Origin of the sequence: Leeuwenhoekiella sp. LLG6367-2.1, assembly GCF_045055775.1 — a bacterium.
In the GTDB taxonomy this organism is placed as follows: Bacteria; Bacteroidota; Bacteroidia; order Flavobacteriales; family Flavobacteriaceae; genus Leeuwenhoekiella; species Leeuwenhoekiella aequorea.
The window spans coordinates 2,001,047-2,027,401 of sequence record NZ_CP159331.1; the positions used below are offsets into that span (position 1 = coordinate 2,001,047).

The window sequence follows — 26,355 nt, forward strand, 5'->3', positions numbered from 1 at the left end:
TTATTTAATTACTTTAGCAACGTAAAACAGAAACAATACATGTTAAACGTACCTTATTTTTATAGCCGTTATTACTTCTTTTTCTTTATTAGAGAAACGGGACCGCTATAAGCATATAGTATTGATATATCATATAGGTCCCGATTTAAATTAAATCGGGATTTTTTTTGTTATAAACTGAACGTAAATATTTTAACCAAGCGCACGTGATACATAAAGTAGCCATACAAGGAATAAAAGGATCCTTTCATCATAAGGTAGCTCAGGATTTTTTTAGTGAAGATGTTGAGGTTGTGGCTTGTCGCAATTTTCAAGATGTGGTAAATAGTTTATTAAGTGGCGAAAGTACAGACGCTGTAATGGCTATTGAAAATTCTATTGCTGGAAGTATCATCCCTAATTATGCGTTAATAGACCATCATAATTTAAACATTGAAGGAGAACATTATTTGCCTATAAGTCAAAATTTAATGGCGCTTCCCGGTCAGTCTTTAGATGCTATTAAAGAAGTATGGTCTCACCCTATGGCTCTTTTACAGTGTAAAGACTTTTTTAAAGATAAAAGTGAAATACGACTTGTTGAAGACGATGATACTGCAGGAGCAGCAAAGCGCATTGCAGATGGTAAAATATTAAATGTAGCGGCTATAGCCAGTGCGACTGCAGCAAAAATCTACGGACTGGAGGTTTTAGCTGAAAATATGCAAACTATAAAAGATAATGCAACTCGCTTTTTTATCTTAAATAATAACGGGCGTACAGATACAGATGTTCCAGACAAAGCTTCAGTTAAATTTTTGACAGATCACAAGCGCGGTAGTCTTGCGGCGGTTCTCAATGTAATGAGTGATTGTAAATTAAACCTTACTAAAATACAATCGTTACCTGTTATCGAGACGCCTTGGGTTTACTCATTTTTCGTAGATGTTACATTTAAGAATTACGAAGATTTTGACAAAGCAAAAAAATTATTAGCTATCATGACTGCAGAGTTTAAAGTACTTGGCGAATACAAAAATCGGAAATAATGATAATAGAATCGGCAAAACGTTTGCAACAGACGTCAGAATATTATTTTTCGCGTAAGCTTAAGGAGGTAAGAGCACTTGCAGCTGCTGGGAAACCCATCATAAATATGGGTGTGGGAAGTCCAGATTTACCACCACCACCCCATGTAATCGACGCTCTTACGCGCTCATTGATAGACGGTCCTGCTCACCAGTATCAGAGTTATAAGGGATTGCCTCAACTTACACAGGCAATGAGCGATTTTTATAATAATAAATATGAAGTTGAATTAGATCCTGAAATCGAAATCTTGCCTTTAATGGGTTCTAAGGAAGGTATCATGCATATAAGTATGGCTTTTCTTAATCAAGGAGATCAGGTTTTAATACCTAATCCTGGTTATCCTACTTATTCTTCTGTAACTAATTTGCTAGAGGCAGAACCTGTGTATTATAATCTAGATGCGTCGCATAACTGGATGCCTAATTATGATGAGTTAGAATCGCTTGATCTAAGCAAAGTAAAGCTTATGTGGGTAAATTATCCGCATATGCCTACCGGAGCAAAAGCAACTACAGAGGACTTTAAGCGATTAATTGCCTTTGCAACAAAAAATAATATTCTACTGGTAAATGACAACCCGTATAGTTTTATCCTTAATGAAAATCCTCAAAGTATCTTGAGTATCCCTGGAGCCAAAGAGGTAGCACTAGAGCTTAATTCGTTAAGTAAATCTTTTAATATGTCTGGGTGGCGTGTAGGAATGTTGCTTGGAGCAGAAGATTATGTAAATGCGGTGCTTACGGTTAAAAGCAATATGGATAGTGGTATGTTCTACGGAATACAGAAAGGAGCAGCTGCAGTATTAACTGAAGGAACAAGCTGGTTTAATGAACTTAATTTAGTTTATAAGTCACGAAGAGAGCTTATGTGGCAACTGGCAGATGTTTTGGGATGTACTTATGATAGAGAAGCTGCCGGAATGTTTATTTGGGCAAAATTACCAGAAGGCTCTCTGGACGCAGAAGCTTTTATAGATGATATTTTAATCGATAAAAGCATTTTTATAACACCGGGAACCATTTTTGGTTCTCAAGGAGCTGAGTATATTCGATTTTCACTTTGTGTTTCCGAAGATAAAATTAGAGAGGCAATTTCAAGGTTTAAATAGTATTTATTAATCAGAAGATTAGAAATAAATAAATTGGAAGATTTCAAAAATATTTTCGTTTTAGGTATAGGTCTTATTGGCGGTTCTATGGCGCGTGATTTCAAACGTGTTTTGCCTGAAAGTACACTATATGGGATAGACAGTAGTGAGAATCATCTTAGTGAAGCTGTAGGTTTAGGAGTTATTGATCACTCTTCAAGATTTGAAGCGTTGAGTCAAGCAGATTTGGTTATTTTATCTATACCTGTAGATCAGGCAAATTTATTTTTACCTCCTGTTTTAGATGCAGTTTCAGAGCATACTCTTGTTATCGATGTGGGATCTACAAAAGGTAGCGTATGTGATGCTGTGCGTAACCATTCTAAACGTGCTAATTTTTTAGCAGCACATCCTATTGCCGGTACAGAGTTTTCTGGACCTACCGCAGCCATTGAATATTTGTTTAAAGACAAGACAATGATTCTTTGTGAAGTAGAAGATACAGATACTGAATTATTAAAAAAGGCCATGCAATTGTTTGAAGTTTTAGAGATGCGTATTCGCTATATGAATCCGCATTCTCATGATAAGCATATTGCTTATGTCTCACACCTATCACACATAAGTAGCTTCATGTTAGGGAAAACTGTGATCGAAAAAGAAAAAAACGAGAAGGATATTTTTGATATGGCAGGTAGTGGATTTGCTTCGACCGTACGCCTTGCAAAAAGTAATCCCGCCACTTGGACTCCTATTTTTAAGGAAAATAAGGCTAACGTGTTAGAAAGTCTTACTGAATATATAACCAATTTAACTCATTTCAAAAATGTTCTCGAAGCAGACGACTACGAAGAAGTTTATAATGAAATGGAAAATACAAACCACATAAAATCAATACTCAAAGGATTATCGTAATTGGCAAAATGCCGTAAATTTGTAGGATATGGAAAACAAAAAAGAACTTAGAAACTGGTTAGATGCATTCAATCTGGATCATCCTCTGGTAATCGCAGGACCTTGTAGCGCAGAAACTGAAGAGCAAGTGCTTAAAATAGCACACGAATTAAAAGACACTGACGCAACAGTATTTAGAGCAGGTATCTGGAAACCACGTACGCGTCCAGGAATGTTTGAAGGAGTTGGAGCTTTAGGTTTAAAATGGCTTCAAAAGGCTAAGGAAGAAACAGGAATGCTTACCACTACTGAAGTGGCAAATCCTAACCACGTAGAATTAGCGCTTAAGCACGATGTAGATATTCTTTGGATAGGTGCACGTACTACTGTATCTCCATTTAACATTCAGGAAATAGCTGAAGCATTAAAAGGTACAGATAAAGTTGTTCTTATTAAAAATCCTGTTAATCCTGATTTAGCGTTATGGTTAGGTGCCGTTGAGCGTTTTTATACTCAGGATGTTAAAAATTTAGGTGTTATCCATAGAGGTTTTTCTACTTACGAGAAAACCCGTTATAGAAATAATCCAGAATGGCAAGTAGCTGTTGATCTTCAAGATAAATTTCCAGATTTACCTTTAATATTAGATCCATCGCATATTGCAGGACGTCGTGATATTATTTTTGATCTTTGTCAAACAGGACTTGATCTTAATTACGATGGTATTATGGTAGAGACTCATTACGATCCTGATAATGCGTGGAGTGATGCTGCGCAACAAATTACTCCTTCTACGCTTGTTCAAATTATGAAAGATTTGAAAATACGTAAAGAAGAAGGTACTGCGGCAGAGTTTAATAATAAATTAAATACACTGCGTACACAGATAGATGTGGTAGATCATCAGCTTATTGAAAGTTTAGGTAAGCGTATGAAAATTGCAGATTCTATAGGTGAGCTTAAAACGCAAAACAACGTTGCGATTTTACAGTCTAAACGATGGAATGAGATTTTAGGAGCAATGATCCTGGAAGGAGAAAAGCATAATTTAAGCGAAGAATTTATTTTGCGTGTTTTTAAAGCAATTCACCAAGAGTCAATTAATCACCAGAAGAAGATTTCAAGAATGGAGGAAGCATAGTCCTCGTTTCTTAAATATAAAAAAAGGCACTCATCGAGTGCCTTTTTTTATGTACTTAAACTTTTCAAGTTATTTAGTGTAAGCGAGTCTTCTTGAGGCTTTACGCATCAAAACATTTATAAGGTCGTCAGAATTACTTCCAAAACTTCCGGAAACTTTCTTGTTGTAATTCCATAGTAATTCACCATCTCCAGAATTGTTAATATTCATATTCACAACAGCAGAATTAGTACGTCCCCAAACGCCTATAAGAAGCCCTAAAGCTACAGAAGCACCTTCAGACATAGGTTTGTTAGTTTCATAGGTGCCTGATATTATTGCATCAACTTCCAGAATTTGAGCAAGCTCTTCTGGTGTGTAGGTATCTATATTTTCAGAATTTATGTTTTGTTTCAATAATAAAGTGCGTGTGCGTGAGGGTTGTTGTACATCAATAGCAAGAGTTCCTCGTTTTTTACGCTTTAAAAACCATGAGTGCATCGCTTCCTGAAGACTTTCAGCTTCACTTTTTTGCATCTCTTCCAGTTGGCCAGATTCTAATTTTTCCATTTGCTTAGGACGCAATTCTATTTTTGTTTTAAAGGGAAGAATAGCAATGTTTTTGTGATCTTTAGCGAGCTCATCAAATTTTGGGTTTTCATACAAATGAGTTTGTGCCTGAGCGATAAAACCGCTTATAAAAGCCATTAAGAAAAGGAATTGAGTAATTTTTTTCATATTAGATGTTATTGTTCGAATCGCAATAACCATAAATCTTATGACTTTTGAAAGTGTTACTATTTAAAATAATTTTATAAGTAATATTTTTTATTTGTAGTGAGTTCCTCTATACATTTGGTTCATTAAACTCTTTAATCCCAATGTATTTTACGCTTTGGCTATTTGAGTTCTTTAAAATAAAGTAGTTTTACAGTCTTATATATTAAATGTAATTTTTGAAAGGAACAGTTTACAAATCTACCGGGAGTTGGTATAGCGTTAAGGCAGATGATGGTCATTTTTATGATTGTCGTATAAAAGGGCGCTTTAGAATTCAGGGAATAAAAAGTACAAACCCTGTAGCAGTAGGCGACCGTGTTATATTTGAATTAGAGAAAACGAGCGATGCCGTTACCGGCGTGATTATAGATATTGATACTAGAGATAATTACATCATACGCAAGTCTGTAAATCTTTCAAAACAAACACATATTATTGCGGCAAACATTGATCAATGTTTCTTAATTGTCACCCTCAATAATCCGCCCACATTTACTGCATTTATTGACCGATTTCTAGTGACCTGCGAGGCCTATCATATTAAGGCAATTTTACTTTTTAATAAGGTAGATACTTTTAGCGAAGAAGAGTTTGGCGAAGTAAAATATCTGGCAGAAATGTATCGTGAAATAGGATATACCTGTGTAGGTGTTTCTGCAAAAACCGGTAAACATGTTGATCAGGTAAAAGAAATGATGCTGGGAAAAACCAGTATGTTCTCTGGTCATAGTGGGGTGGGTAAATCTACATTAGTAAATGCGCTAGAGCCTTCATTAGATTTAAAAACTAAGGAAATAAGTGGGCAGCATATGCAAGGACAGCATACAACTACATTTGCAGAGATGTTTGATCTTACTTTTGATGCACGTATAATAGATACTCCCGGGATTAAAGGTTTTGGTGTCGTTGATATTGAGAAAGAAGAGTTAGGTAACTATTTTCCAGAATTTTTTGCTTTAAAAGATCAGTGTAAATTCAATAATTGCTTGCACATAGAAGAACCTAAATGCGCAGTAAAAGAGGCTCTGGAAAATGATGAGTTAAGTTGGTCAAGATACCAGAGTTACAAGCAAATCATTGAAGGAGATGAAGAAAATTATAGGCGTAACGTTTACGATCAACAACCATAATCATTCTTAATAAATTTGTATGCGTGTAGTAATTCAGCGGGTAAGTGAAGCTTCAGTAACGATAGATAATATAATTAAAGGTGCTATAGGAAGCGGATACATGATTTTGCTAGGAATACGAGCAGAGGATACGCTTGAAGATATTGACTGGTTAACATCAAAAATATGTGGACTTCGTGTTTTTAGTGATTCCGAAGGTTTAATGAATGAAAGTATCATCGATCAACATGGAGATGTTCTTTTAATAAGCCAATTCACCTTGTACGCATCTACAAAAAAAGGAAACCGTCCTTCATTTATAAATGCCGCAAAACCAGATATAGCTATCCCATTGTATGAAGAATTTGTGAATATGCTTTCTCAAAAGCTTGGAAAGGCTGTGAAAACTGGCGAATTTGGTGCAGATATGAAAGTTTCTCTGGTAAACGATGGACCAGTTACAATCACTATTGATTCTAAAAACAGAGAATAACCTGCTTGCATTTTTCGACTTTACCTTATTTTAGCTGTACAAGCTAGAATAAACAGATTATGAAAATCGATAATGCCCAGTTAGCAGTTGACACGTGGATAAAAAATCACGGTGTTCGCTATTTCAACGAACTTACAAATATGGCACAACTTACTGAAGAAGTAGGTGAGGTTGCCCGTATTATTGCCCGTCGATATGGGGAACAAAGTGAAAAAGAGAGTGATAAAAATAAAGATCTAGGAGAAGAACTGGCAGATGTTTTGTTTGTAGTTCTATGTCTGGCAAATCAAACTGGTATTAACCTGCAAGAAGCTTTTGACAAGAAACTAGACTTAAAGACAGAAAGAGATCACGATCGCCATCACAATAACGAAAAACTGAAGTAACAGGATTTTCATAATATATTACATTTTGATACTTAAACTACAACAGAAAACACCTCATTTATCAGGAGATGTGCGTATTACCGGTTCAAAGAGTGAAAGCAACAGGCTTTTATTACTTCAAGCACTTTTCGGAAATTTTGAAATAAACAATCTTTCAAATAGCGATGATAGTGATGTGATGCAAAGAGCACTGGCATCAACCCAACGTGTGGTAGATATTCATCACGCAGGAACTGCAATGCGCTTTCTTACAGCATATTTTGCAGCTTACGAAGGGCGTGAAACACTGCTTACAGGTAGTAATCGAATGAAGGAACGGCCCATTGGTCTTCTAGTTGATGCGCTTAGAACGCTTGGAGCAGATATTACCTACACTGAAACAGAAGGTTATGCCCCGCTTTTAATAAAAGGGAAAAAGTTAACCAAAAACACGGTTTCTCTGGCAGCGAATGTGAGTAGTCAATATATTTCTGCACTTATGATGATAGGTGCTTCTTTAGAAAATGGTCTTGAGATTAATCTCCTAGGTAATATTACTTCGGTGCCTTATATCGAAATGACCCGTTCGCTATTAACGCAACTGGGTATTGTGAGTAGTTTTGAGAACCAACTCATAAAAATAGATCCTGCAAAAAATGTCTCGATATCAGAGATGACTGTAGAGTCTGACTGGAGTAGTGTTTCTTACTATTACAGTTTAGTAGCACTATCTAAAACCGCAAAACTCAATTTGTCTAGCTACAAAAAGGAGAGTTTGCAAGGTGATGCAGTATTGGCAGAACTCTATGATAAATTGGGGGTACAGACTACATTTCTTGAAAATACAATTGTGTTGAAAAAGGAAGTAGAATCAAAGCCCCGACGTGTATCTTTTGATTTGGCAAATTGCCCAGACATTGCCCAGACAATTGCAGTAACATGTTTTGGTTTAGGTGTCGCTTGTGATTTAACCGGTCTGCATACGCTCAAGATTAAAGAAACAGATCGCTTGGAAGCGTTAAAAAATGAATTGACAAAATTAGGAGCTACTATAACAGTTACAGATAAATCACTTCATCTAAAAGAAGGTGGAACTTGTAACGAAAATATCACGATTAAAACCTATCAAGATCACAGAATGGCGATGGCTTTTGCACCTTTGGCTCTAAAAGTGCCAATTATTTTTGAAGATGCAGAGGTTGTAAACAAATCATATCCCGATTTTTGGGCTGATTTTAGAGGCTTGGGCTTTAAAACGGAGCAACTTTAGTATACTATTAAATTAAACCCCGATTTACTTGACAACCCCTACCTTGAGGTTGTATATTTGCACGCTATTTTAAATACCTAAAAAAGACATCCCATGGGAATGAAACTTTCGCATTTTAATTTTGATTTGCCTAATGAGCTATTGGCTGAATATCCTGCAGAAAATAGGGATGAGGCACGCTTGATGGTTCTTAATCGAAAAACTAAGACTATTGAGCACAAGCTTTTTAAAGATATAATAGATTATTTTGAACCTAATGATATTATGGTTCTTAACAATACAAAGGTTTTCCCGGCACGTCTCTATGGAAATAAAGAAAAAACAGGAGCGCGTATCGAGGTTTTCTTGTTGAGAGAACTTAATTCTGAAACTCGTTTGTGGGATGTGCTAGTAGATCCTGCACGTAAGATACGTATTGGGAATAAGCTTTATTTTGGTGATGATGAAAGTCTGGTTGCTGAAGTAATTGACAATACGACTTCTAGAGGTAGAACTTTACGTTTCTTATACGATGGTTCGTACCAGGAATTTAGAAATAAATTGACAGAATTAGGAGAAACGCCACTTCCTAAATATATCAAAAGAGAGGTAGAGCCAGAAGATGCAGAGCGTTACCAGACTATTTTTGCAAAAGAAGAAGGTGCTGTTGCAGCTCCTACTGCAGGTTTACATTTTAGTAAGCACTTATTAAAGCGTCTTGAAATTAAAGGGCTTGATTTTGCAGAGGTTACCTTGCACGTAGGTCTAGGAACGTTTAGTGCTGTTGAAGTTGAAGATCTTTCTAAGCACAAAATGGATAGTGAAGAAGCTTATATTAAGCCAGAAGCAGTATCTATTATTAATAAGGCAATTAGCGAGAAGCGCAAGATTTGTGCGGTAGGTACTACCGTTATGCGTACTCTAGAAAGTGCGGTGAGCTCTAACCATACTTTAAATGAATTTGGTGGATGGACAAATAAATTTATCTTCCCTCCTTATGACTTTAGTATTGCAAACTGTATGGTAACTAATTTCCATACGCCTAAGTCTACTTTGATGATGATGGTTTCTGCATTTGCAGGGCACGATTTTATGAAGCAAGCTTATGAAGAAGCAGTAAAAGAAAAATACAAGTTTTATACTTACGGTGATGCGATGTTGATTATCTAATCGAATCATTTATTATAATTTTTAAAATCCCCGGCTATGTCGGGGATTTTTTTAGTATAAAACTTAAGACATTGTATATAGAAAGCAACGTGTTAATTGGTAACTTTACAGCGTGATACAAACTAAAAAAGATATACGAGCATTAACCCGTGATCAACTGCGGGAATATTTTGTAACTCAGGGCGAAAAAGCTTTTAGAGGTAATCAGGTTTATGAATGGTTGTGGAGTAAAGGAGCGCATTCATTTGATGATATGACCAACCTTTCAAAAGAAACCAGAACCTTTCTTGATACTCACTTTGTTATCAATCATATTAAGGTTGATCAAATGCAACGTAGCAAAGATGGCACTATAAAAAATGCTGTGAAGCTGCACGATGATCTTACAGTAGAATCTGTATTAATTCCTACAGCGAGTAGAACAACTGCTTGTGTTTCTTCACAAGTGGGTTGTAGTCTTAACTGTAAATTTTGTGCAACGGCCCGCTTAAAGCGTATGCGTAATCTTAATCCTGATGAAATTTTTGATCAGGTGGTAGCGATAGATCAGCAAAGCCGATTATATTTTGACAGGCCTTTATCTAATATTGTATTTATGGGTATGGGAGAGCCTTTGATGAATTACAATAATGTAATAAAATCTATAGAAAAAATTACAGCTCCAGATGGTTTGGGGATGTCCCCTAAACGTATTACAGTTTCTACTTCGGGAGTGCCTAAAATAATTAGGAAAATGGCAGATGATGCCGTAAAATTTAATCTGGCTGTATCCTTACATTCAGCACTTGATGAGGTACGTACTGAGATTATGCCATTTAATGAGCAAATGCCACTTATAGAGCTTAAAGAAGCACTTCAGTACTGGTATATAAAAACTAAAAAATTTATTACATACGAGTATGTTGTCTGGCGTGGTATTAATGATCGGGATCGCGATATCGAGGCATTAATAGATTTTTGTTTAGCTGTACCAAGTAAAGTAAATTTGATAGAATACAATCCTATAGATGATGGTCAGTTTCAACAGGCAGATCCAGAAGCTATAGATAGATATGTAGCCAAGCTCGAAGCACGAGGAATTACGGTAACTGTACGTCGCTCACGCGGAAAAGATATAGATGCCGCTTGTGGTCAATTAGCAAATAAGAATGCGTAATCGCATAAACACTATAATTTAATAGCAGATCTTCTAAATTGAAAGTAGTCGAACAAATTAAGCAGCCTATAGCTCATGAGATGGAACTCTTTGAGCAAAAGTTTTCGCTTTCGATGAAGTCTAAAGTTCCTTTACTTAATAGAATCACCCACTATATTGTAAACCGAAAAGGAAAACAGATGCGACCTATGTTTGTTTTTCTGGTTGCAAAAATGTTAGGAGACGAGCGCTTAAATGATAGGACTTATAGAGGTGCTTCTGTAATAGAGCTAATACATACCGCTACTTTAGTTCACGATGATGTGGTTGACGACAGTTATCGCCGCCGTGGTTTTTTTAGTCTTAATGCACTCTGGAAAAATAAAATTGCCGTTCTAGTGGGTGATTTTTTGCTATCTAAAGGGTTGCTACTTTCTATTGATAACGAGGATTTTGATTTGCTTCAGATTATTTCGGTAGCAGTAAGAGAGATGAGTGAAGGCGAACTGCTTCAAATTGAAAAAGCCCGCAATCTTGATATAACCGAAGAAATTTATTTTGAAATCATACGTCAAAAAACTGCTACTTTAATAGCGGCTTGTTGTGCTATGGGAGCAAGTGCTGTTCACGCCGGTAAAAAAGATATTGAGAATATGCGCAAGTTTGGGGAGCTTATAGGGCTCGCTTTTCAAATTAAAGATGACCTTTTTGATTACGGAACTCAAAAAATAGGAAAGCCTACAGGTATAGATATTAAAGAGCAAAAAATGACTCTTCCACTTATTTATGCGGTTAATAATAGTGACAAGAAACAGCGCAAATGGCTCATTAACTCTGTTAAAAATCACAATAAAGATAAACAGCGCGTTAATGAGGTTATCGATTATGTGAAAAAATCTGGCGGACTGGATTACGCTGTTAATAAGATGGTTTCTCTGCAACAGGAGGCTCTAGGTTTATTAAATAAATATCCAGAATCTAAATACAAAGACTCACTGGTACTTATGGTGAATTACGTTATTGAACGTAAAAAGTAAATTCTACCTATAGTTCACTTTCTTTCTCTAGGAACATAGGTTTTAGCACACACTTAATGTTTTAAACTCTTGGGTTCCTTATTTCTTCAGTTCTAATAACTATTTTTATTTTTTCAGGATGCTTCCATCTTTTTCTAAATATTTGGATGTTGATAATGAGCTATTTAAAAATTTAATTTATTTTTTTTAATGCTCAGGCAACCATTTGAGAAAATCTTGCGTCTATGTAAGTGAAGGCAGTTTTAAACCATCTTTTGTGAAAGTCATTTCATTTTTTAATAACGAAAAACAGCTTATAAAGAAAGCCGCTAACGGAAATCGTGATGCACAGCGCGCACTTTATAATCTGCACGCACCTAAAATGCTTAGCGTATGCAGAAGGTATTTAAAAGATGTTATGCAAGCAGAAGAGGCGATGTGCAACGGATTTTTAAAGGTTTTTAAAAATCTAAAATCCTTTAGAGATGAAGGTAGTTTTGAGGGGTGGATACGGCGAATTATGGTTAATGAATCTATCTCTTATTTACGAAAAGAAGAAAAAATCACATTTACCGATTTAAATGAAGATTTTTCTGATGCAAGTTATAGTCCGCAAGACAGTGATTTAGAAGTTGAGCATATTCAAGCATTGATAGATGAATTACCTGAAGGCTATCGCGCCGTATTTGTAATGTATGCAGTAGAAGGTTATAAGCATCAAGAGATAGCAAAGTTATTGGAGATCTCAGAAAGTACTTCTAAAAGTCAATTGTTTAAAGCTAGAAAATTGCTTCAGTTTAAGTTAAAAGAATCTAATTCATATCTCTATGGCACCGATGAAATTTGAAGAGAACATACGTGAAAAGCTTGAGAAACGAGAGATTAATCCGTCACCTAGTGCTTGGGAGCAAATAGAAAGTGAGCTCGATGCTTCCGCAGCGCGTAAAGAAAAAAAGGGTTTTGGGTGGTTTTTTATTGCGGCTAGTTTTATAGGAATACTAGTAATTGCCGGAATGTTTTTTCTAAATACTGATTTACCAGAGAATCAGCAGATCGTTGTTAATCCTGTTGAAGAAATCAAAACACAGGAACAGATAACAGACGCAATTGAAGAGGTAAATGTGCCTGATAAAGAGCTTGAATTGAATTCTAGTCCTGAAGATGTACTAGTAGATGAACAGAAGATTGAAGAAAAATCAGTCATTACTAAAAAGCCAACTCAGATGTTTGCGGCCACCGAGAAAACAAAGAAAATAGCACCATTAGAGGAACCGGTTAAAAATCTTATAAATACAGAAGTAGACAATCTACTATTAAAAGTTGAACAGCAAGAAAATACTGGTGTTGCCTATTCTGATGCAGAAATCGATAAGCTTTTGCGAGATGCACAGCGTGAGATTATCACTGAAAAATTATTCAAGAATGCTCAGCAAGAGGTAAGTGCACAGGCATTGCTTTATGAGGTTGAGGAAGAGTTGGATCCCTCCTTTAGAGACCGCATTTTTGAAGCACTTAAAGAAGGCTTTGTGAAAGCCAGAGAAGCTGTCGTTTCTCGAAATAACTAAATATTCATTCATCAATCTTTGGGTAGCCCATCTCCGTCACAGACGGAGAGCGGTGACCTGAAACTAAATCACAAATTATGAGAACTTTAATTTTACTTTTTATTATTGGCTTAAGTTTTCTGCCGAACACAATTAATGCTCAAACTGAAGAACAAGTTGAGTCTGTTAAACAATTTCAAGTTAAAAAAGAAGAAATAGTAAATCAAGAGAAAGAAGCTTTAAAGCTGGAAGTTCTTGCGATTAATAAACGTTTAACCGCTAATGAAATTACTGCAGAACAAGCTAGCGACTTGAAGAAAGAAGCGGCAAAAAAACACGCACGCAACATAGAAGATAAACTCACAATAATTGAAAGTCAGATAGATTTATTAGAGCGTAATGCTGGAGATGAAGACGATGAGAGTGTCTTTGGGATATTTATAGGTAAGAATAAGTTGCGTATAGGTCAAGCTGAAAGAGAGGTGGTTTACGATCGTCGTACCACATCAGACATTGTGCTGGCTATAGGATTAAATAATGCAATCATTGATGGTCAGGGTTTGAACGATTCTCCATATAAAATAGGAGGTAGTCGTTTCTTTGAATTGGGTTATGCATGGAAAACTCGCGTTTTTGAAAACTCTAATTTTTTACGTTTAAAATATGGTTTTAGTTTTCAGTTTAATGGTTTGAAGATTGATGATAATCAGTATTTGGTCGAGCAGGGTGATCAGACGGTGTTAGAAACCTATCCTTTGAATTTAGATAAGTCAAAATTTAGAATGGACAACTTAGTCTTTCCTGTTCACTTTGAAATAGGTTCTTCAACTAAGAATGAAGGGGATAATTATTTTAGATATTCAACAAAAAATAAATTCAAACTTGGTTTAGGTGGTTATGCGGGCTTTAATTTACTTACTATACAGAAACTCAAGTACGAAGAAAATGGAGAGGATCGCAAAGATAAGTTTAAGCAAAATTTCAATACAAATAATTTTATATATGGATTGAGTAGTTATGTTGCATTTGGTGATACAGCGCTCTATGTAAAATACGATCTGAACACTATATTTAAAAACAACCCGGTAGAGCAGCGCAATATTTCTGTAGGATTACGATTTGATATGGATTAGTACCTACAAAACCTTCTAAAAATGGTATTGAACCTGTATGCTCAATACCATTTTTTTTATCTAGCATATACAGTCCATTTTTCAGGTCTAAAACTTAATTTTGCAGTCTTCTTTAATTCGATACAAAAAGGAAAACTTAATATAGATTAGCTGCCTTGATTTCAAAAACTACCATAGATAATGTATTTGAAACTGCTCGTGTCGAGGAGGTGATAGGTGATTTTGTAAATCTTAAAAAGTCTGGAAGTAACTTCAAAGGTTTAAGTCCGTTTACAGATGAACGCTCTCCGAGTTTTATGGTCTCTCCGGTCAAACAAATTTGGAAGGATTTTTCTAGTGGAAAAGGAGGGAATGCTGTGGCTTTTTTAATGGAGCATGAGCATTTTACGTATCCTGAAGCAATAAAATATCTGGCTAAGAAGTATAATATTGAAATTGAAGAAACCGAACAAACAGACGAGCAAAAGGAGCAAGCCGATGAACGCGAAAGCATGTACGTGGTTTCTGAATATGCTAAAGACTACTTTCACAATACACTCCTAAATTCTGAAGCGGGTAAGGCTATAGGTTTTACCTATTTTAAAGAGCGCGGTTTTACTTCAGAAACTATTGAGAAATTTCAATTGGGATATTCCCCAGATACCTGGGATGCGTTTACCAGTGAAGCTATACGTAAAGGCTATAAACTAGAATATCTCGAAAAAACCGGATTGTCTATAGTTAAAGACGAAAAGCAATTTGATCGTTTTAAGGGGCGCGTGATGTTTCCTATACAATCATTAAGTGGAAGGATATTAGGTTTTGGAGGGCGTATCTTAACTAATGATAAAAAGGCGGCCAAATATTTAAATAGTCCGGAGAGTGATATTTATCACAAGTCCAAGGTGCTTTATGGTATTTACCACGCAAAACAAGCGATTGCTAAAGAGGATAATTGTTATTTAGTTGAGGGTTATACCGATGTAATTCAGATGCATCAGTTAGGAATTGAGAATGTAGTTTCTTCTTCAGGGACTGCACTTACGCCAGAGCAGATACGCTTGATAAATCGTCTCACTCCTAATATAACAGTTTTATTTGATGGAGATGCTGCCGGGCAGCGTGCGTCCTTGCGTGGTATTGATTTGATTCTCGAGCAGGGAATGAACGTGAAAGTATGCAGTTTTCCCGAGGGAGAAGACCCCGATAGCTTTTCACGAAAAAATACATTAACTGAAGTTCAGGATTTTTTAAAGGAAAATGCTAAAGACTTTATTCAGTATAAGGCTTCTCTTCTTATGCAGGAGGCACAGGGAGATCCTATTAAAAAGGCTGGGCTCGTAAGAGATATGGTTGAGAGCATCGGTAAAATTCCAGATGTAATTAAGCGGGAAATCTATATACAAGAATGTGCGCGTATAATGGATATTAAGGAGGCAGTCCTTTTTAATACACTAGCTCAAATTTTAAATAAAGGGCAAAAAAATATACCGGCAACTACTAAACCTGCTGCTGGTCAAATGCAGGTTGTAGAAAAGAAAAAGACAGAAAAAGTTGATCGCCAATTTGTATTAGAGCATAAGCTTATTGAACTTTTGTTGCTCTATGGAAATCAGAAAATCAAGTTTGACGATGTTATTGTTAAAGAGAATGAAGACGGTGATCCTGTCGAAGAACCTATCATTTTTGAGCTTGATGTATATGAGAAGATTTATCTAGATCTTCAGGAAGATGAAACCGAGTTTGCTAATGAGCAATTCAGGAATTTATACTTAAAATTAATTGATGCACTAACGCAGCAACGTGATAAGTTTAAGATTGATGTTTTCATAAATACTGTAAGTCCTGAAGAAGGAGCACTTATTTCAGATATAATTTTAAATGAAGATAAGTACGTTTTACATAGGTGGGATACTCAAGAAATTTATGTCAAACTTAAAAAAGATACTATTGCTCAAGTAGTGTCGCAAACAGTGCTTTATCTACGTCGTTTTTACGTTTCACAAAAGATAGAACAACTTGCTGAAGTAATAAAGGTACCCGAGAATTCTTCTATGGAAGTACTAATGGATATCAAAGATTATCAAGAGCTGAATAAATTTATTGCCTTAAAATTAAATAGGGTAGTCTAGTGCTACAAATCTGAAGTTTGCAATAATCGCGCTTGTTGAATAAGTTCGGCGAGACTACCAGCATCTAATTTTTTAAGTAATCTCGTTTTATACGTGCTAACTGTTTTTTCATTAATGTCTAATGACTCAGCTATATCCTTATTTCGTTTTCCTGAAGAAAGCATATTAAGCACTTCGGTTTCTCTAGTAGATAGCTTTTTATAACGGTATGCGAGTGAATTATTCTTGGAAGGATCTGTATTAGATAGCATTTCTACCAAGGCATTGTTTAGATAAATGCCTCCTCGTGCAACTTGTATTAATGCTTTGAGTACAGTGGCAGAATCTACCGTTTTACCCACATACCCCATCGCACCGGCCTTAATTGCACTTAGAGCATACATCTCCTCCGGGTGCGTACTGAAAATCATAATTTTTAATCCAGGAAAATTACGTCGCAATTCTTTAATAGCAGATAATCCTTGTAGATTAGGAAGATCAATTTCCATTACTACAAGATCTGGTACTTGGTTTTCTAATGAAGCTTTTAAATCATTACCGTCAACAATAACATCCAGTATTTCGTGATCTGTATTGCGTAGTATGTGCGATAAACCATCAGTAATTACTGGATGGTGATCTGCTATTGTGATTGTAATCATAAGATGGGATTATTCTTCTAGAACGGCTAAAGTAGCATCATTAGTGTAAACTACAAATGCTTTTCGGTGTAAGAATAAATTTACAGGATTAAAGTCATTATTCCTTCAAATTCATCGGGATCTCACAAACCGGAATAGCTTCCATCTTATGTTTATTTGCGTTATTATAGCGTTTATAAATTTCAAATACGGTTTTTTTGCGACCGTCAAAATCAGAAGCCGTACTACCTTTTTCATCTTCCTTCATTGCCCATTCTAGCTCATCGTAACTTGCTCCTATTTGATCTTCATCGCTTCGATCATCTTGCCATAAACCATCTGTAGGTTTAGCCACCTGAATACTTTCTGGCACTCCTAAAACTTTGGCCAAAGCATATACTTCGCTTTTCATTAAATCTGCAATAGGACTCAAATCAACACCACCATCTCCATATTTAGTATAAAATCCTACCCCAAAATCTTCTACTTTATTCCCTGTACCAGCAACCAGATATTTATGAATTCCTGCAAAATAATATAATGTACTCATACGTAATCTCGCTCTGGTATTTGCTAGACTAAGTTGTAACTCCGGACTAGCAGATATTTCAGGTAAAGCGGCTTTAAAGACCTCAAAAGTTTCAGTAAGATCTGTATTTACATCACTCACATTTGCAAACTGTTTTTTTAAATTGGCTATGTGCTCTTTACCACGTGTTACGTGTGCAGGAGGTTGATGAATAGGCATTTCTACACATAAAGTGCGTAAACCCGTTCTGGCGCAAAGTGCAGAGGTAACAGCACTGTCTATGCCACCACTAATACCTACAACAAAACCATTTATATTAGCATTAATTGCATAATTTTTTAACCAGTTTACGATGTGATCAATAACTTTTTCAGTTTGCATATAGAACAAATTAATTAGATGTAAATACTACCTTTGCGGCGCAATTTTTTGTTATGGTGAATTTACTAAATTTAAGAAAGTCTGAAGTAGCAGGCAGGTCTATACTTAGCCTATTTAATATTTTTTTAGGGGTTTCTTTATTTTTTATAACGGCTTGTAAGAATGATGCAAAATTACCTGAAGATATTTCTAAAATTGCAATTGAAGTAAAGGTTGATAGATTTGATAAAAAATTTGCACGTATAGACTCTGCGCACTTACCACAATTAATAAACGAATATCCCTATTTGTTTCCTTCAGAATATCCAGATGCGTTTTGGGTTTCAAAAATAAAAGATACCATTCAGCTCGAATTAAATACAGAGGTGGCTAAAGCATTTCCTGATTTTAAGGAAACTACGAGTGATTTGGAAAATGTATTCAAACATATTAAATACTATTACCCAAAGTTTGAGGAGCCAAGAGTTGTTACCATTACTTCAGATGTTTCCTATAAAATGCCAGTTGTGTTAACTGACAGCTTACTATTAATTGGTCTGGATAATTATTTAGGACCAGAACATCCTTTTTATGATGGTATACAGCGGTTTTATACACAAAATTTTAGAAGAGAGCAGATAGATGTAGATGTGGCAGAGGCTTTTGTGTCAAAATTGATTGCTCATAAAGGAAATAGAAGATTTTTAGATGAAATGATTTATCACGGTAAGCGACTCTATATGATGGAAGCTTTACTGACTCTAAAGCCGAAAAGCGAAGTTTTGGATTATACGACAGATCAATATGAATGGGCAGTGGCAAATGAAGTTGATATCTGGAAGTATTTTGTAGAGAACAAATTACTGTTTGAGACAGATAGTAAATTGTTAAGCCGCTTTATAAATCCTGCTCCATTTTCTAAATTTTATTTAGATTTTGATAATGATAGTCCGCCTCGCTTAGGCAGATATATAGGCTGGCAAATTGTGAAGCGTTACATGGAGCGTACAAATGTTCCGCTGCAAATGCTTCCTGAAAAAAGCACTGATGAAATCTTTGAAAAAGCAAATTATAAACCCCGTAATTAAACCCAGTTTATGAAAACTGAAATAAAAATAAACGTAGAATTAGACGCAAACCGTGTACCTGAAAAAATTTCTTGGACTGCTCCTGATGGAGGTGTTTCTAATGAACCGGCAAAAGCATTAATGCTTGCTCTTTGGGATGCAAAAACTCAAGAAGCAGCACGTATTGATTTATGGACAAAAGATATGCCTGTAGATGAAATGAAGGTGTTTTTTCATCAGACTTTAGTGAGTATGGCAAAAACATTTCAACGTGCAACAGATGATGAGAAAATGTCTGCGACGATGATGGATTTCTGTGATTATTTTGCTGAAAAGTTAGAGCTAAAGAAATAAAAATGAAACTCGTATTTGTTTACAATGCAAATTCTGGAAAGATTAATGGCTATCTAGACAGCTTGCATAAGGTTATAAGTCCTAAAACCTATCCTTGTAGTTTATGCGATATCACGTACGGTGTGCTCAAAATTAAACCGGAGTGGCAAGTTTTTAAAGATAGCACTAACCTGAATTTAGAATTTCATCATCTTGATGAGTTTGAAAATAAATTTGGGTCGATTACTAGAGCGCGTTATACCTATCCGATTGTTTTGGAAGAGCATAATGGGGCCTTAGAAATATTTCTTAGTAAAGAAGAACTCGATGGTTTAAAAGATGAAAACGAGTTAATTAAGTGTATTGAAGCAAGAACTACTGCTCTTTAAGCTGTTCATTTATAGCACCTATATAGTTAAGAATTTCTTCTTTTCCTATACTATTTGAGGCGCTACTCACAAAGTAATTAGGCATTTCTAGCCAAACCCCTTCTAAAAGTGCTTGTTTGTAATTTTCTATATTACGCTCAAGCGCTTTTGGTTTAAGCTTATCTGCTTTAGTAAAGATTATCGAAAACGGAATTTGTTTCTCGCCTAGATATTGCATAAAGTCTCTATCAATTGGTTGCGGTTCGTGCCTGCAGTCTATAAGCACAAAAGCAGAAACCAATTGTTCGCGTTCCTCAAAATATTGGGTAATGAATTTTTGAAATTCCTTTTTTGCTTTTTTAGAAACTCGAGCATATCCATACCCTGGTAAATCTACAAGATACCAAGATTCATTTATCGTAAAATGATTTATAAGCTGAGTTTTACCTGGACGACCAGACGTTTTTGCTAAATTTTTACGATCGGTAAGCATATTTATTAAGCTAGACTTACCTACGTTTGACCTACCTATAAAAGCATACTCCGGCATTTTGTTCTGTGGACATTTTGCCACGTTAGAGTTGCTTACAAGAAATTCAGCAGATTTAATTCGCATGATCTGTTTTTAGTAATTGCGGTCTTTAAGCCACTGAGATAGAATCTCATTAAATTCAATTGGACGCTCCATCATTGCTGCATGACCACATTTATCTATCCAAAATAAATCGGAGTCTGGCAGCAGTTTATTAAAATCTTCTGCAACCTCTGGCGGTGTAACATTATCATTACGGCCCCATATAATACAAGTAGGCGTGGTCATATGTGGTAAATCCTGAGCCATATTATGACGTATAGCACTTTTTGCAATAGCTAAAGTTTTAATAAGTTTATTACGATCATTTACAGTCTCGTAAACTTCATCTACAATTTCTTTAGTAGCGACTGCAGGATCGTAAAATACATCTTCGGCTTTTTTCTTTATATATTCATAATCTCCACGCTTAGGGTAACTCTCTCCCATCGCGCTTTCATACAAACCAGAACTGCCTGTAATTACTAATGCTTTAGTAGCTTCAGGATAAAGCTTTGTATGTATTAATCCTATATGCCCACCTAAAGAATTACCTAGTAAGATAGGATCTTCATATCCTCTAAGCTTAATAAATTCATTTAAGTAGTTTGCAAATGTTTTAACCCCAGTCTTAATGAGGGGCATCGAGTATAAGGGCAATTCTGGAATTACAATTTTGTAGCCAAGCTTTGAAAAATGTTCAGTGACTTCATCAAAATTGCTTAGCCCGCCCATTAGTCCGTGAAGAATAATTATAGGGGTTCCTTCGCCAGCTTCTAGATAGGTGAATTTTCCCTGTGTTTTTAATTGGTGCTTCATAATTGGTCGGCAAGAGGCTTTCGCACAAATATAGACATTTACACTAAAATCAAAATTTAAAAATAGCGTGATTATAGAAGTGAGAGCAGGTAATCATAACAAGAGGTTTGCTTACAGACTAATAGCGCAATTTTAACTTTTTAGGAGTAGTCAACAAGTGGGGAGACTTATTAACAAAGTGGTAGATTGTGGGAGATTGTGGTAATAAATTATCTATATTTGAAATTGTAAAATCTAAAACCTACAGTATTAGTGCTCAGCCTAATAGGGACATATGAATGTAAAGTTGATGCTAAAGGTCGTCTTATGATGCCTTCTGCGTTGAAAAAACAGCTCGCAAAAGAGTTGCAGGAGGGCTTTGTCATAAAGCGTTCTGTTTTTAATTCTTGTTTAGAGTTGTGGCCTATGTCTGAGTGGGAAGTGATGATGGCAAAATTAAATGGTCTCAATCGCTTTGTTAAGAAAAATGTGGAGTTTATTAGAAGGTTTACAGCTGGTGTAAAGCTAATAGAGGCAGATGCTTCGGGTAGATTATTAATTCCCAAAGACTTGATTTCATTTGCTTCGATTTCAAAAGATATTGTTTTAACCTCTGGTGGAAACATTATTGAGATCTGGGATTTAGTAGCATACGAGGTTGCAGTAAGCGACAACGATGGTGATTTTGCTGCATTAGCAGAAGATGTTATGGGAGGTCAAAACGATATAATAGATGAGTTATCATAATCCAGTATTATTAGATGAGACTGTAAGTGGTTTGGCGATTAAGCCAGACGGCATTTATGTAGATGTAACATTTGGAGGAGGAGGCCATTCTCGGGAGATACTTAATCGCCTTGGTGAGAACGGAAAGTTATTTGCATTTGATCAAGACGCAGATGCGTTAGAGAATAAGATTGACGATCCCAGATTTACATTAATACACGAGAACTTTCGGTTTGCTAAGCGTTTTTTGCGGTTTTATGGTGCTTCACAAGTAGATGGGGTTTTAGGGGATTTTGGAGTGTCGTCACATCAGTTTGATGTTGCAGAACGTGGTTTTTCAACACGATTTGATGCGGAACTGGATATGAGGATGAATCAAAAAAACAAATTATCTGCTTATCACGTAGTTAATGAGTATGCTGAAGAGGATATAAGTAGAGTGTTGTTGCAATATGGTGAGTTGAGAAGTGCGCCTAAAATTGCACGCACCTTAATCTCAGTGCGTAAAGAGGGAGCTATAAAAACTACGGAAGCTTTAAAGCTTGCATTAAAACCTTTTCTTCCGCAGAATAGGGAGAATAAAGTTTTGGCCCAGGTGTATCAGGCGATACGTATTGAGGTGAATCAAGAGATCGAAGTTCTAAAAGAATTTCTCAAGCAAACTGAAGAAATTATTAAGCCGGGTGGCAGGCTTAGTTTAATCTCCTATCATTCATTAGAAGATAGATTGGTTAAACGGTATATACGTAATGGCTTATTTGAAGGCGAACCTGAGAAAGATATGTTTGGCAATTTTACAGTGCCTTTTAAAAAAGTAGGTGGTCTTATCGTTCCCGGTAAGGCAGAAATTAAAGAAAATAATAGAGCGCGTAGTGCAAAATTACGTATTGCTGAAAAAGTATAAGTCGTTTTGAAGCAAGGTATTTATAACATATTAAAAGGAAAATTTCTTTTTAGCGATGACGCTATGAGAAACTGGCGAATGATTATTTTTTTATCATTCCTGGCGATTATTATGATAGGTAGTTCGCATCGAGCAGATAGAAAAGTACACGAGATTTCAAGTTTAAGTGCAGAGGTTAAAGAGCTGCATAGTGAGTTTGTAGATGCCCGTTTGGAAGCGCGAAGATCTAAAATGGAAAGCGTGGTGACGCGAAAAGTAGCAGAGAGCGGTCTGGCGCCGTCATTAACACCGCCTAAAAAAATTAACGTAACTAAAGAACCTTAAGTTCTAATGGCAACAAGCGAAAAGAACATACTTAATAGAATGTACTTGGTGGCGGGAGCAATGTTTCTCTTTGCCTTTTTTGTTGCGTTTAAACTTATCAACATTCAAGTTTCTGAAGGAGATAAGTATAAGGCTCTTGCAGAGGCAAGAACCGAGCGTATGTTTACGATACCTGCAAACCGAGGTAATTTATATGCTGGAGATGGTAGTTTATTAGCTACATCGGTACCTAAATATGATATCCGGTTTGATGCACTGGCTCCAACTCAATCAGATTTTGAGCAGCATGTTCAAGGATTAGCAAAAGGATTGTCTGCAGAGTTAGGCAAGCCTGTAGAGCATTATATAAGTACACTACGTAAGGCACGCGTAAACAAGAATCGGTATTTATTATTAGCTAGAAACCTAGGGTACTCAAAATATCTTGCAGTAAAAAAATTACCACTTTTTAATAAAGGACCTTACAAAGGAGGGATAATTACAGAGCAGCGTACGGTGAGAGAGCATCCGCTAGATAAAATTGCCGAGCGTACTATAGGATATGATCGTTTAACTGAATACGGAAGATATAGTGAAGCGGGTCTTGAAGGAGCTTTTGGTACGTATTTAAGAGGTAAGGAGGGAAAACGACTTAAGCAACGCATTGCAAAAGGACAATGGAAGCCTATAGGTGATGATAATATTGTAGAGCCTCAGGATGGCTATGATGTTATTTCTACAATAGATGTAAACATTCAGGATATCGCACATCATGCATTGCTAGAGTCTTTAGAAAAATTTGAAGCAGATCACGGTTGTGTTGTAGTTATGGAAACTAAAACCGGAGAGGTAAAGGCAATATCTAATCTAGGGCGCATGGAAGATGGTGGTTATTACGAGGATCGTAATTATGCCATTTATGAATCTGCAGAACCCGGCTCAACATTTAAGCTAATGTCTATGGTAGCTGCCTTGGAAGATAAGGTTATAGATAGTAGCGATGTGGTTGATACAGAAAATGGAAGGGTAAAATTTTATAACCGTACGGTTTATGATTCTCATTGGGGAGGTTACGGAAAGATAAGTGCAGCACGCGCATTTGAACTTTCTTCAAATACCGCATTCGCCAAAATGATTAATGAAAATTATAAAGATGATCCTAAGCGTTTTTTAAAGCGCCTTTATAACATGGGGCTTAATGATAAGCTGGGATTAGAAATTAAAGGTGAAGGTTCTCCACGATTCCCATATCCGGGAGATTCTAACTGGTATGGTACCACCCTACCCTGGATGGCCTTTGGATACGGAGTTTCTTTAACTCCTTTACAAACGCTAACATTCTACAATGCAATTGCGAATAATGGAGAAATGGTTAAGCCACGCTTCATTAAGGAAATTAAAAAATGGGATGTTTCTGTAGAAAAGTTTGAAAAACAGGTGATCAATCCGGCGATTTGTTCTCAGACAACTATAGATAAAGTAAAAGCGATGATGCTTAATGTTGTTGAGCGAGGCACGGCGGCTAATATATACTCAAAAGATTTTTCTATGGCCGGTAAAACCGGAACATGTCAAACAGAGTATTGGTTAGAAGAAGGTAAATACATCGCTTCTTTCGCAGGTTATTTTCCGGCAGAAGATCCTAAGTACTCTTGTATTGTGGTTGTTCATAAGCCAAAAAAGAGTTTAGGATACTACGGAAATATCGTAGCTGCACCAGTATTTAAAAAAATAGCACAAAAAATATACAGCGATACACCTATAGCCGATGAGGTTCGCTTAGCTGATTCAAACCCAAAGCCGGTTATTTCAGACTATGAAGGGTATTATACAAAATCGCAAAACAAGGCACAGACTATTCCTAATGTGAAAGGGATGAGTGGGATGGATGCAATTTCGATATTAGAAAACCTTGGGCTTCAAGTGGAGTATAAGGGCATCGGAAAAGTTAGAGAGCAATCTTTAAAAGCGGGTCAAAAATTAAGTAAGAATCAAAAAATAATATTACAGCTGTCGTGATTTTATTAAAAGACATATTATATAAAGTAACGCTGGAGTCTGTTACCGGAAACCCTAATGTTCCCGTTAATAGTGTTCAATTTGATTCGCGTCTAGTGGGGCTTAATGATGTATTTGTTGCTGTTAAAGGTACTCAAAGCGACGGGCATGCGTTTATAAAAAATGCTGAAGATCAAGGAGCAATTGCTATCATATGCGAAGAAATGCCGTCAAATTTTGTTAATGGTATCACATATGTTCAGACTTCAGATTCGGCCAGAGCTCTAGCTATAATAGCTTCTAATTATTACAATACGCCGTCAGAAAATTTGAAGTTAGTAGGAATTACCGGAACAAATGGTAAGACTACTATTGCGACGTTATTATATCAATTATTCACTAAAGCAGGTTTTAAAACTGGTCTATTGTCAACGGTGAAAGTTGTGGTTGCCGACAAAGAGTATCCTGCGACACATACAACACCAGATTCGCTTACGATAAATAAGTATCTGTCTGAAATGAATGAGGCGGGTGTAGAATACTGTTTTATGGAAGTGAGCTCCCATGGTATTCATCAAATGCGTACAGAAGGGTTGCATTTTGCAGGTGGGATTTTTACAAACCTTACACATGATCATTTAGACTATCATAGCAGTTTTTCAGAATACAGAGATGTTAAGAAATCATTTTTTGACAATTTACCTAAAACGGCTTTTGCTCTTGTAAATGCAGATGATCGCAATGGGCAAATTATGCTGCAAAACACGAAGGCAAAAAAAGTTACCTATGCTCTAAAATCCTTTGCAGATTATAGAGCTCAGATTTTAGAAAATCAGTTTTCTGGATTGTTACTTAAAGTGAATGAACAGGAAGTGTGGGTTAAGCTTATTGGTTCATTTAATGCCTATAATGTTTTAGCAATTTATGCAGCTTCAGAATTATTAGGATTATCCCAGATTGAGGCGCTTCAGTATTTATCAGAATTAACAAGTGTAAGCGGAAGATTTCAGTATCTGATTTCAGCAAAAAAAATAACTGCTATCGTTGATTATGCACATACACCAGATGCATTAAAAAATGTTTTGGAAACAATTAATGATATACGCACAAAGAATGAAAATCTTATTACAGTAGTAGGTTGTGGTGGCGATCGTGATCGTACCAAACGTCCTGTAATGGGTAAAATAGCTGCTGCTCTAAGCAGTAAAGTGATTTTTACAAGCGATAATCCACGTAGTGAAAATCCTGAAACGATAATTGAGGAAATTGAAAAGGGTGTTGAGCCTTTAGATTATAAGAAAACGCTTGCGATCACGTCTAGAAAACAAGCAATTAAGACTGCTTGTCAACTAGCTGAAGAAAATGATATTATCCTAATTGCTGGGAAAGGTCACGAGACCTATCAGGAAATAATGGGCAAGCGTACCGATTTTGACGACTACAAAATCGTGCAGGAATTATTAATCGAATTGAATAAATAAATCAAAAACGCAAAACGCGT

28 protein-coding genes are annotated in these 26,355 nt (G+C 36.1%); 23 read left to right on the forward strand and 5 right to left on the reverse strand.

Annotated elements, in window-relative coordinates; all coding sequences use genetic code 11:
- Positions 1 to 206 precede the first annotated feature (206 nt).
- From ABVM53_RS09075 to ABVM53_RS09090, 4 genes are read left to right on the forward strand one after another with little or no spacing between them, the layout of a single operon-like run.
- Positions 207 to 1,028, forward strand: a complete 822-nt coding sequence (locus ABVM53_RS09075; RefSeq protein WP_128756463.1) for a prephenate dehydratase — start codon at positions 207 to 209, stop codon at positions 1,026 to 1,028.
- Positions 1,028 to 2,179 carry a pyridoxal phosphate-dependent aminotransferase gene (locus ABVM53_RS09080; protein ID WP_405325328.1) on the forward strand — a complete coding sequence of 384 codons (1,152 nt, stop codon included), beginning with the start codon at positions 1,028 to 1,030 and terminating at the stop codon, positions 2,177 to 2,179. Before ABVM53_RS09075 ends, ABVM53_RS09080 begins: the two co-directional genes overlap by 1 nt.
- A gap of 33 nt (positions 2,180 to 2,212) precedes the next feature.
- Positions 2,213 to 3,073, forward strand: coding sequence for a prephenate dehydrogenase (locus ABVM53_RS09085; RefSeq protein WP_405325331.1), 861 nt, complete (start codon positions 2,213 to 2,215; stop codon positions 3,071 to 3,073).
- Positions 3,074 to 3,101: 28 nt separating this feature from the next.
- Positions 3,102 to 4,193, forward strand: coding sequence for a bifunctional 3-deoxy-7-phosphoheptulonate synthase/chorismate mutase type II (locus ABVM53_RS09090; protein WP_128756466.1), 1,092 nt, complete (start codon positions 3,102 to 3,104; stop codon positions 4,191 to 4,193).
- A gap of 69 nt (positions 4,194 to 4,262) precedes the next feature.
- On the opposite strand, the gene ABVM53_RS09095 is transcribed toward ABVM53_RS09090, so the two are convergent.
- Positions 4,263 to 4,910 (reverse strand): hypothetical protein, encoded by a 648-nt coding sequence (locus ABVM53_RS09095; RefSeq protein WP_405325335.1) that lies wholly within the window; start codon positions 4,908 to 4,910, stop codon positions 4,263 to 4,265.
- 218 nt (positions 4,911 to 5,128) lie between these two features.
- Here ABVM53_RS09095 and rsgA point away from each other — a divergent pair, with 218 nt between their 5' ends.
- The 11 genes from rsgA to dnaG all read left to right on the forward strand — a co-directional run bounded on the left by rsgA (position 5,129) and on the right by dnaG (position 16,277).
- Positions 5,129 to 6,082 (forward strand): ribosome small subunit-dependent GTPase A, encoded by a 954-nt coding sequence (gene rsgA / locus ABVM53_RS09100; RefSeq protein WP_405325338.1) that lies wholly within the window; start codon positions 5,129 to 5,131, stop codon positions 6,080 to 6,082.
- A 19-nt stretch (positions 6,083 to 6,101) separates the two neighbouring features.
- On the forward strand, positions 6,102 to 6,554 hold the full coding sequence (gene dtd / locus ABVM53_RS09105) for a D-aminoacyl-tRNA deacylase (protein ID WP_371455073.1): 453 nt from the start codon (positions 6,102 to 6,104) through the stop codon (positions 6,552 to 6,554).
- Positions 6,555 to 6,613: 59 nt separating this feature from the next.
- Positions 6,614 to 6,940 (forward strand): nucleotide pyrophosphohydrolase, encoded by a 327-nt coding sequence (locus ABVM53_RS09110; RefSeq protein ID WP_371455072.1) that lies wholly within the window; start codon positions 6,614 to 6,616, stop codon positions 6,938 to 6,940.
- Positions 6,941 to 6,965: 25 nt separating this feature from the next.
- Positions 6,966 to 8,189, forward strand: coding sequence for a 3-phosphoshikimate 1-carboxyvinyltransferase (locus tag ABVM53_RS09115; RefSeq protein ID WP_405325342.1), 1,224 nt, complete (start codon positions 6,966 to 6,968; stop codon positions 8,187 to 8,189).
- A 99-nt stretch (positions 8,190 to 8,288) separates the two neighbouring features.
- Entirely contained in the window at positions 8,289 to 9,338 is a 1,050-nt protein-coding gene (queA, locus tag ABVM53_RS09120; protein WP_128756729.1) for a tRNA preQ1(34) S-adenosylmethionine ribosyltransferase-isomerase QueA, read from the forward strand.
- Between the two features lie 112 nt (positions 9,339 to 9,450).
- Entirely contained in the window at positions 9,451 to 10,494 is a 1,044-nt protein-coding gene (gene rlmN / locus ABVM53_RS09125; RefSeq protein WP_405325345.1) for a 23S rRNA (adenine(2503)-C(2))-methyltransferase RlmN, read from the forward strand.
- A gap of 38 nt (positions 10,495 to 10,532) precedes the next feature.
- Positions 10,533 to 11,510: a polyprenyl synthetase family protein gene (locus tag ABVM53_RS09130; RefSeq protein ID WP_405325348.1), complete on the forward strand. Its 978-nt coding sequence runs from the start codon at positions 10,533 to 10,535 to the stop codon at positions 11,508 to 11,510.
- Between the two features lie 256 nt (positions 11,511 to 11,766).
- Complete coding sequence (locus ABVM53_RS09135; RefSeq protein ID WP_405325351.1) at positions 11,767 to 12,336, forward strand: RNA polymerase sigma factor; 570 nt, start codon at positions 11,767 to 11,769, stop codon at positions 12,334 to 12,336.
- A complete protein-coding gene (locus tag ABVM53_RS09140) occupies positions 12,317 to 13,054 on the forward strand; it encodes a hypothetical protein (RefSeq protein ID WP_405325354.1) in 738 nt (245 codons plus the stop codon). Before ABVM53_RS09135 ends, ABVM53_RS09140 begins: the two co-directional genes overlap by 20 nt.
- A 77-nt stretch (positions 13,055 to 13,131) precedes the next feature.
- Entirely contained in the window at positions 13,132 to 14,166 is a 1,035-nt protein-coding gene (locus ABVM53_RS09145) for a hypothetical protein (protein WP_405325357.1), read from the forward strand.
- Positions 14,167 to 14,321: 155 nt separating this feature from the next.
- Entirely contained in the window at positions 14,322 to 16,277 is a 1,956-nt protein-coding gene (gene dnaG, locus ABVM53_RS09150; protein ID WP_405325360.1) for a DNA primase, read from the forward strand.
- Positions 16,278 to 16,279: 2 nt separating this feature from the next.
- On the opposite strand, the gene ABVM53_RS09155 is transcribed toward dnaG, so the two are convergent.
- The gene (locus ABVM53_RS09155) at positions 16,280 to 16,918 is read right to left on the reverse strand and encodes a response regulator (RefSeq protein ID WP_405325363.1); all 639 of its coding nucleotides are present in this window, start codon (positions 16,916 to 16,918) and stop codon (positions 16,280 to 16,282) included.
- 97 nt (positions 16,919 to 17,015) lie between these two features.
- Entirely contained in the window at positions 17,016 to 17,807 is a 792-nt protein-coding gene (gene nadE, locus ABVM53_RS09160; RefSeq protein ID WP_405325366.1) for an NAD(+) synthase, read from the reverse strand.
- Positions 17,808 to 17,860: 53 nt separating this feature from the next.
- Between nadE and gldB the strand changes: the two genes are divergently transcribed.
- The 3 genes from gldB to ABVM53_RS09175 are packed head-to-tail and all read left to right on the forward strand — an operon-like array spanning position 17,861 to position 19,575.
- Entirely contained in the window at positions 17,861 to 18,874 is a 1,014-nt protein-coding gene (gldB, locus tag ABVM53_RS09165; protein WP_405325368.1) for a gliding motility lipoprotein GldB, read from the forward strand.
- Between the two features lie 9 nt (positions 18,875 to 18,883).
- Positions 18,884 to 19,207, forward strand: a complete 324-nt coding sequence (gene gldC, locus ABVM53_RS09170; protein WP_128756480.1) for a gliding motility protein GldC — start codon at positions 18,884 to 18,886, stop codon at positions 19,205 to 19,207.
- 2 nt (positions 19,208 to 19,209) lie between these two features.
- Positions 19,210 to 19,575 (forward strand): GTPase, encoded by a 366-nt coding sequence (locus ABVM53_RS09175; protein WP_405325371.1) that lies wholly within the window; start codon positions 19,210 to 19,212, stop codon positions 19,573 to 19,575.
- On the opposite strand, the gene yihA is transcribed toward ABVM53_RS09175, so the two are convergent.
- Entirely contained in the window at positions 19,562 to 20,170 is a 609-nt protein-coding gene (gene yihA, locus ABVM53_RS09180; protein WP_405325374.1) for a ribosome biogenesis GTP-binding protein YihA/YsxC, read from the reverse strand. The two genes, ABVM53_RS09175 and yihA, sit on opposite strands and share 14 nt — an antisense overlap.
- Before the next feature lie 9 nt (positions 20,171 to 20,179).
- On the reverse strand, positions 20,180 to 20,944 hold the full coding sequence (locus ABVM53_RS09185; RefSeq protein WP_128756483.1) for an alpha/beta fold hydrolase: 765 nt from the start codon (positions 20,942 to 20,944) through the stop codon (positions 20,180 to 20,182).
- Between the two features lie 252 nt (positions 20,945 to 21,196).
- Between ABVM53_RS09185 and ABVM53_RS09190 the strand changes: the two genes are divergently transcribed.
- Genes ABVM53_RS09190 through ABVM53_RS09210 form a run of 5 tightly spaced genes read left to right on the forward strand, consistent with a single transcriptional unit; the run spans position 21,197 to position 26,335 of the window.
- Entirely contained in the window at positions 21,197 to 21,670 is a 474-nt protein-coding gene (locus ABVM53_RS09190; protein ID WP_128756484.1) for a division/cell wall cluster transcriptional repressor MraZ, read from the forward strand.
- Positions 21,657 to 22,553 carry a 16S rRNA (cytosine(1402)-N(4))-methyltransferase RsmH gene (rsmH, locus tag ABVM53_RS09195; RefSeq protein ID WP_405325379.1) on the forward strand — a complete coding sequence of 299 codons (897 nt, stop codon included), beginning with the start codon at positions 21,657 to 21,659 and terminating at the stop codon, positions 22,551 to 22,553. The genes ABVM53_RS09190 and rsmH overlap by 14 nt, the downstream gene beginning before the upstream one ends.
- A gap of 6 nt (positions 22,554 to 22,559) precedes the next feature.
- Entirely contained in the window at positions 22,560 to 22,877 is a 318-nt protein-coding gene (locus tag ABVM53_RS09200) for an FtsL-like putative cell division protein (protein ID WP_405325382.1), read from the forward strand.
- 6 nt (positions 22,878 to 22,883) lie between these two features.
- On the forward strand, positions 22,884 to 24,875 hold the full coding sequence (locus ABVM53_RS09205; RefSeq protein WP_405325385.1) for a penicillin-binding protein: 1,992 nt from the start codon (positions 22,884 to 22,886) through the stop codon (positions 24,873 to 24,875).
- Positions 24,872 to 26,335 carry a UDP-N-acetylmuramoyl-L-alanyl-D-glutamate--2,6-diaminopimelate ligase gene (locus ABVM53_RS09210; RefSeq protein WP_405325388.1) on the forward strand — a complete coding sequence of 488 codons (1,464 nt, stop codon included), beginning with the start codon at positions 24,872 to 24,874 and terminating at the stop codon, positions 26,333 to 26,335. The genes ABVM53_RS09205 and ABVM53_RS09210 overlap by 4 nt, the downstream gene beginning before the upstream one ends.
- Positions 26,336 to 26,355 lie beyond the last annotated feature (20 nt).

Bases quoted from the DNA above. Each gene is read 5' to 3' on its own strand.
- ABVM53_RS09145 (WP_405325357.1), top strand. From the start codon at position 13,132: ATGAGAACTTTAATTTTACTTTTTATTATTGGCTTAAGTTTTCTGCCG.
- ABVM53_RS09155 (WP_405325363.1), bottom strand. From the start codon at position 16,918: ATGATTACAATCACAATAGCAGATCACCATCCAGTAATTACTGATGGT.
- gldC (WP_128756480.1), top strand. From the start codon at position 18,884: ATGAAAACTGAAATAAAAATAAACGTAGAATTAGACGCAAACCGTGTA.
- ABVM53_RS09095 (WP_405325335.1), bottom strand. From the start codon at position 4,910: ATGAAAAAAATTACTCAATTCCTTTTCTTAATGGCTTTTATAAGCGGT.
- ABVM53_RS09080 (WP_405325328.1), top strand. From the start codon at position 1,028: ATGATAATAGAATCGGCAAAACGTTTGCAACAGACGTCAGAATATTAT.
- ABVM53_RS09110 (WP_371455072.1), top strand. From the start codon at position 6,614: ATGAAAATCGATAATGCCCAGTTAGCAGTTGACACGTGGATAAAAAAT.
- ABVM53_RS09205 (WP_405325385.1), top strand. From the start codon at position 22,884: ATGGCAACAAGCGAAAAGAACATACTTAATAGAATGTACTTGGTGGCG.
- nadE (WP_405325366.1), bottom strand. From the start codon at position 17,807: ATGCAAACTGAAAAAGTTATTGATCACATCGTAAACTGGTTAAAAAAT.
- ABVM53_RS09185 (WP_128756483.1), bottom strand. From the start codon at position 20,944: ATGAAGCACCAATTAAAAACACAGGGAAAATTCACCTATCTAGAAGCT.
- dtd (WP_371455073.1), top strand. From the start codon at position 6,102: ATGCGTGTAGTAATTCAGCGGGTAAGTGAAGCTTCAGTAACGATAGAT.
- ABVM53_RS09175 (WP_405325371.1), top strand. From the start codon at position 19,210: ATGAAACTCGTATTTGTTTACAATGCAAATTCTGGAAAGATTAATGGC.
- queA (WP_128756729.1), top strand. From the start codon at position 8,289: ATGAAACTTTCGCATTTTAATTTTGATTTGCCTAATGAGCTATTGGCT.
- gldB (WP_405325368.1), top strand. From the start codon at position 17,861: ATGGTGAATTTACTAAATTTAAGAAAGTCTGAAGTAGCAGGCAGGTCT.
- rsmH (WP_405325379.1), top strand. From the start codon at position 21,657: ATGAGTTATCATAATCCAGTATTATTAGATGAGACTGTAAGTGGTTTG.
- ABVM53_RS09090 (WP_128756466.1), top strand. From the start codon at position 3,102: ATGGAAAACAAAAAAGAACTTAGAAACTGGTTAGATGCATTCAATCTG.
- ABVM53_RS09140 (WP_405325354.1), top strand. From the start codon at position 12,317: ATGGCACCGATGAAATTTGAAGAGAACATACGTGAAAAGCTTGAGAAA.
- yihA (WP_405325374.1), bottom strand. From the start codon at position 20,170: ATGCGAATTAAATCTGCTGAATTTCTTGTAAGCAACTCTAACGTGGCA.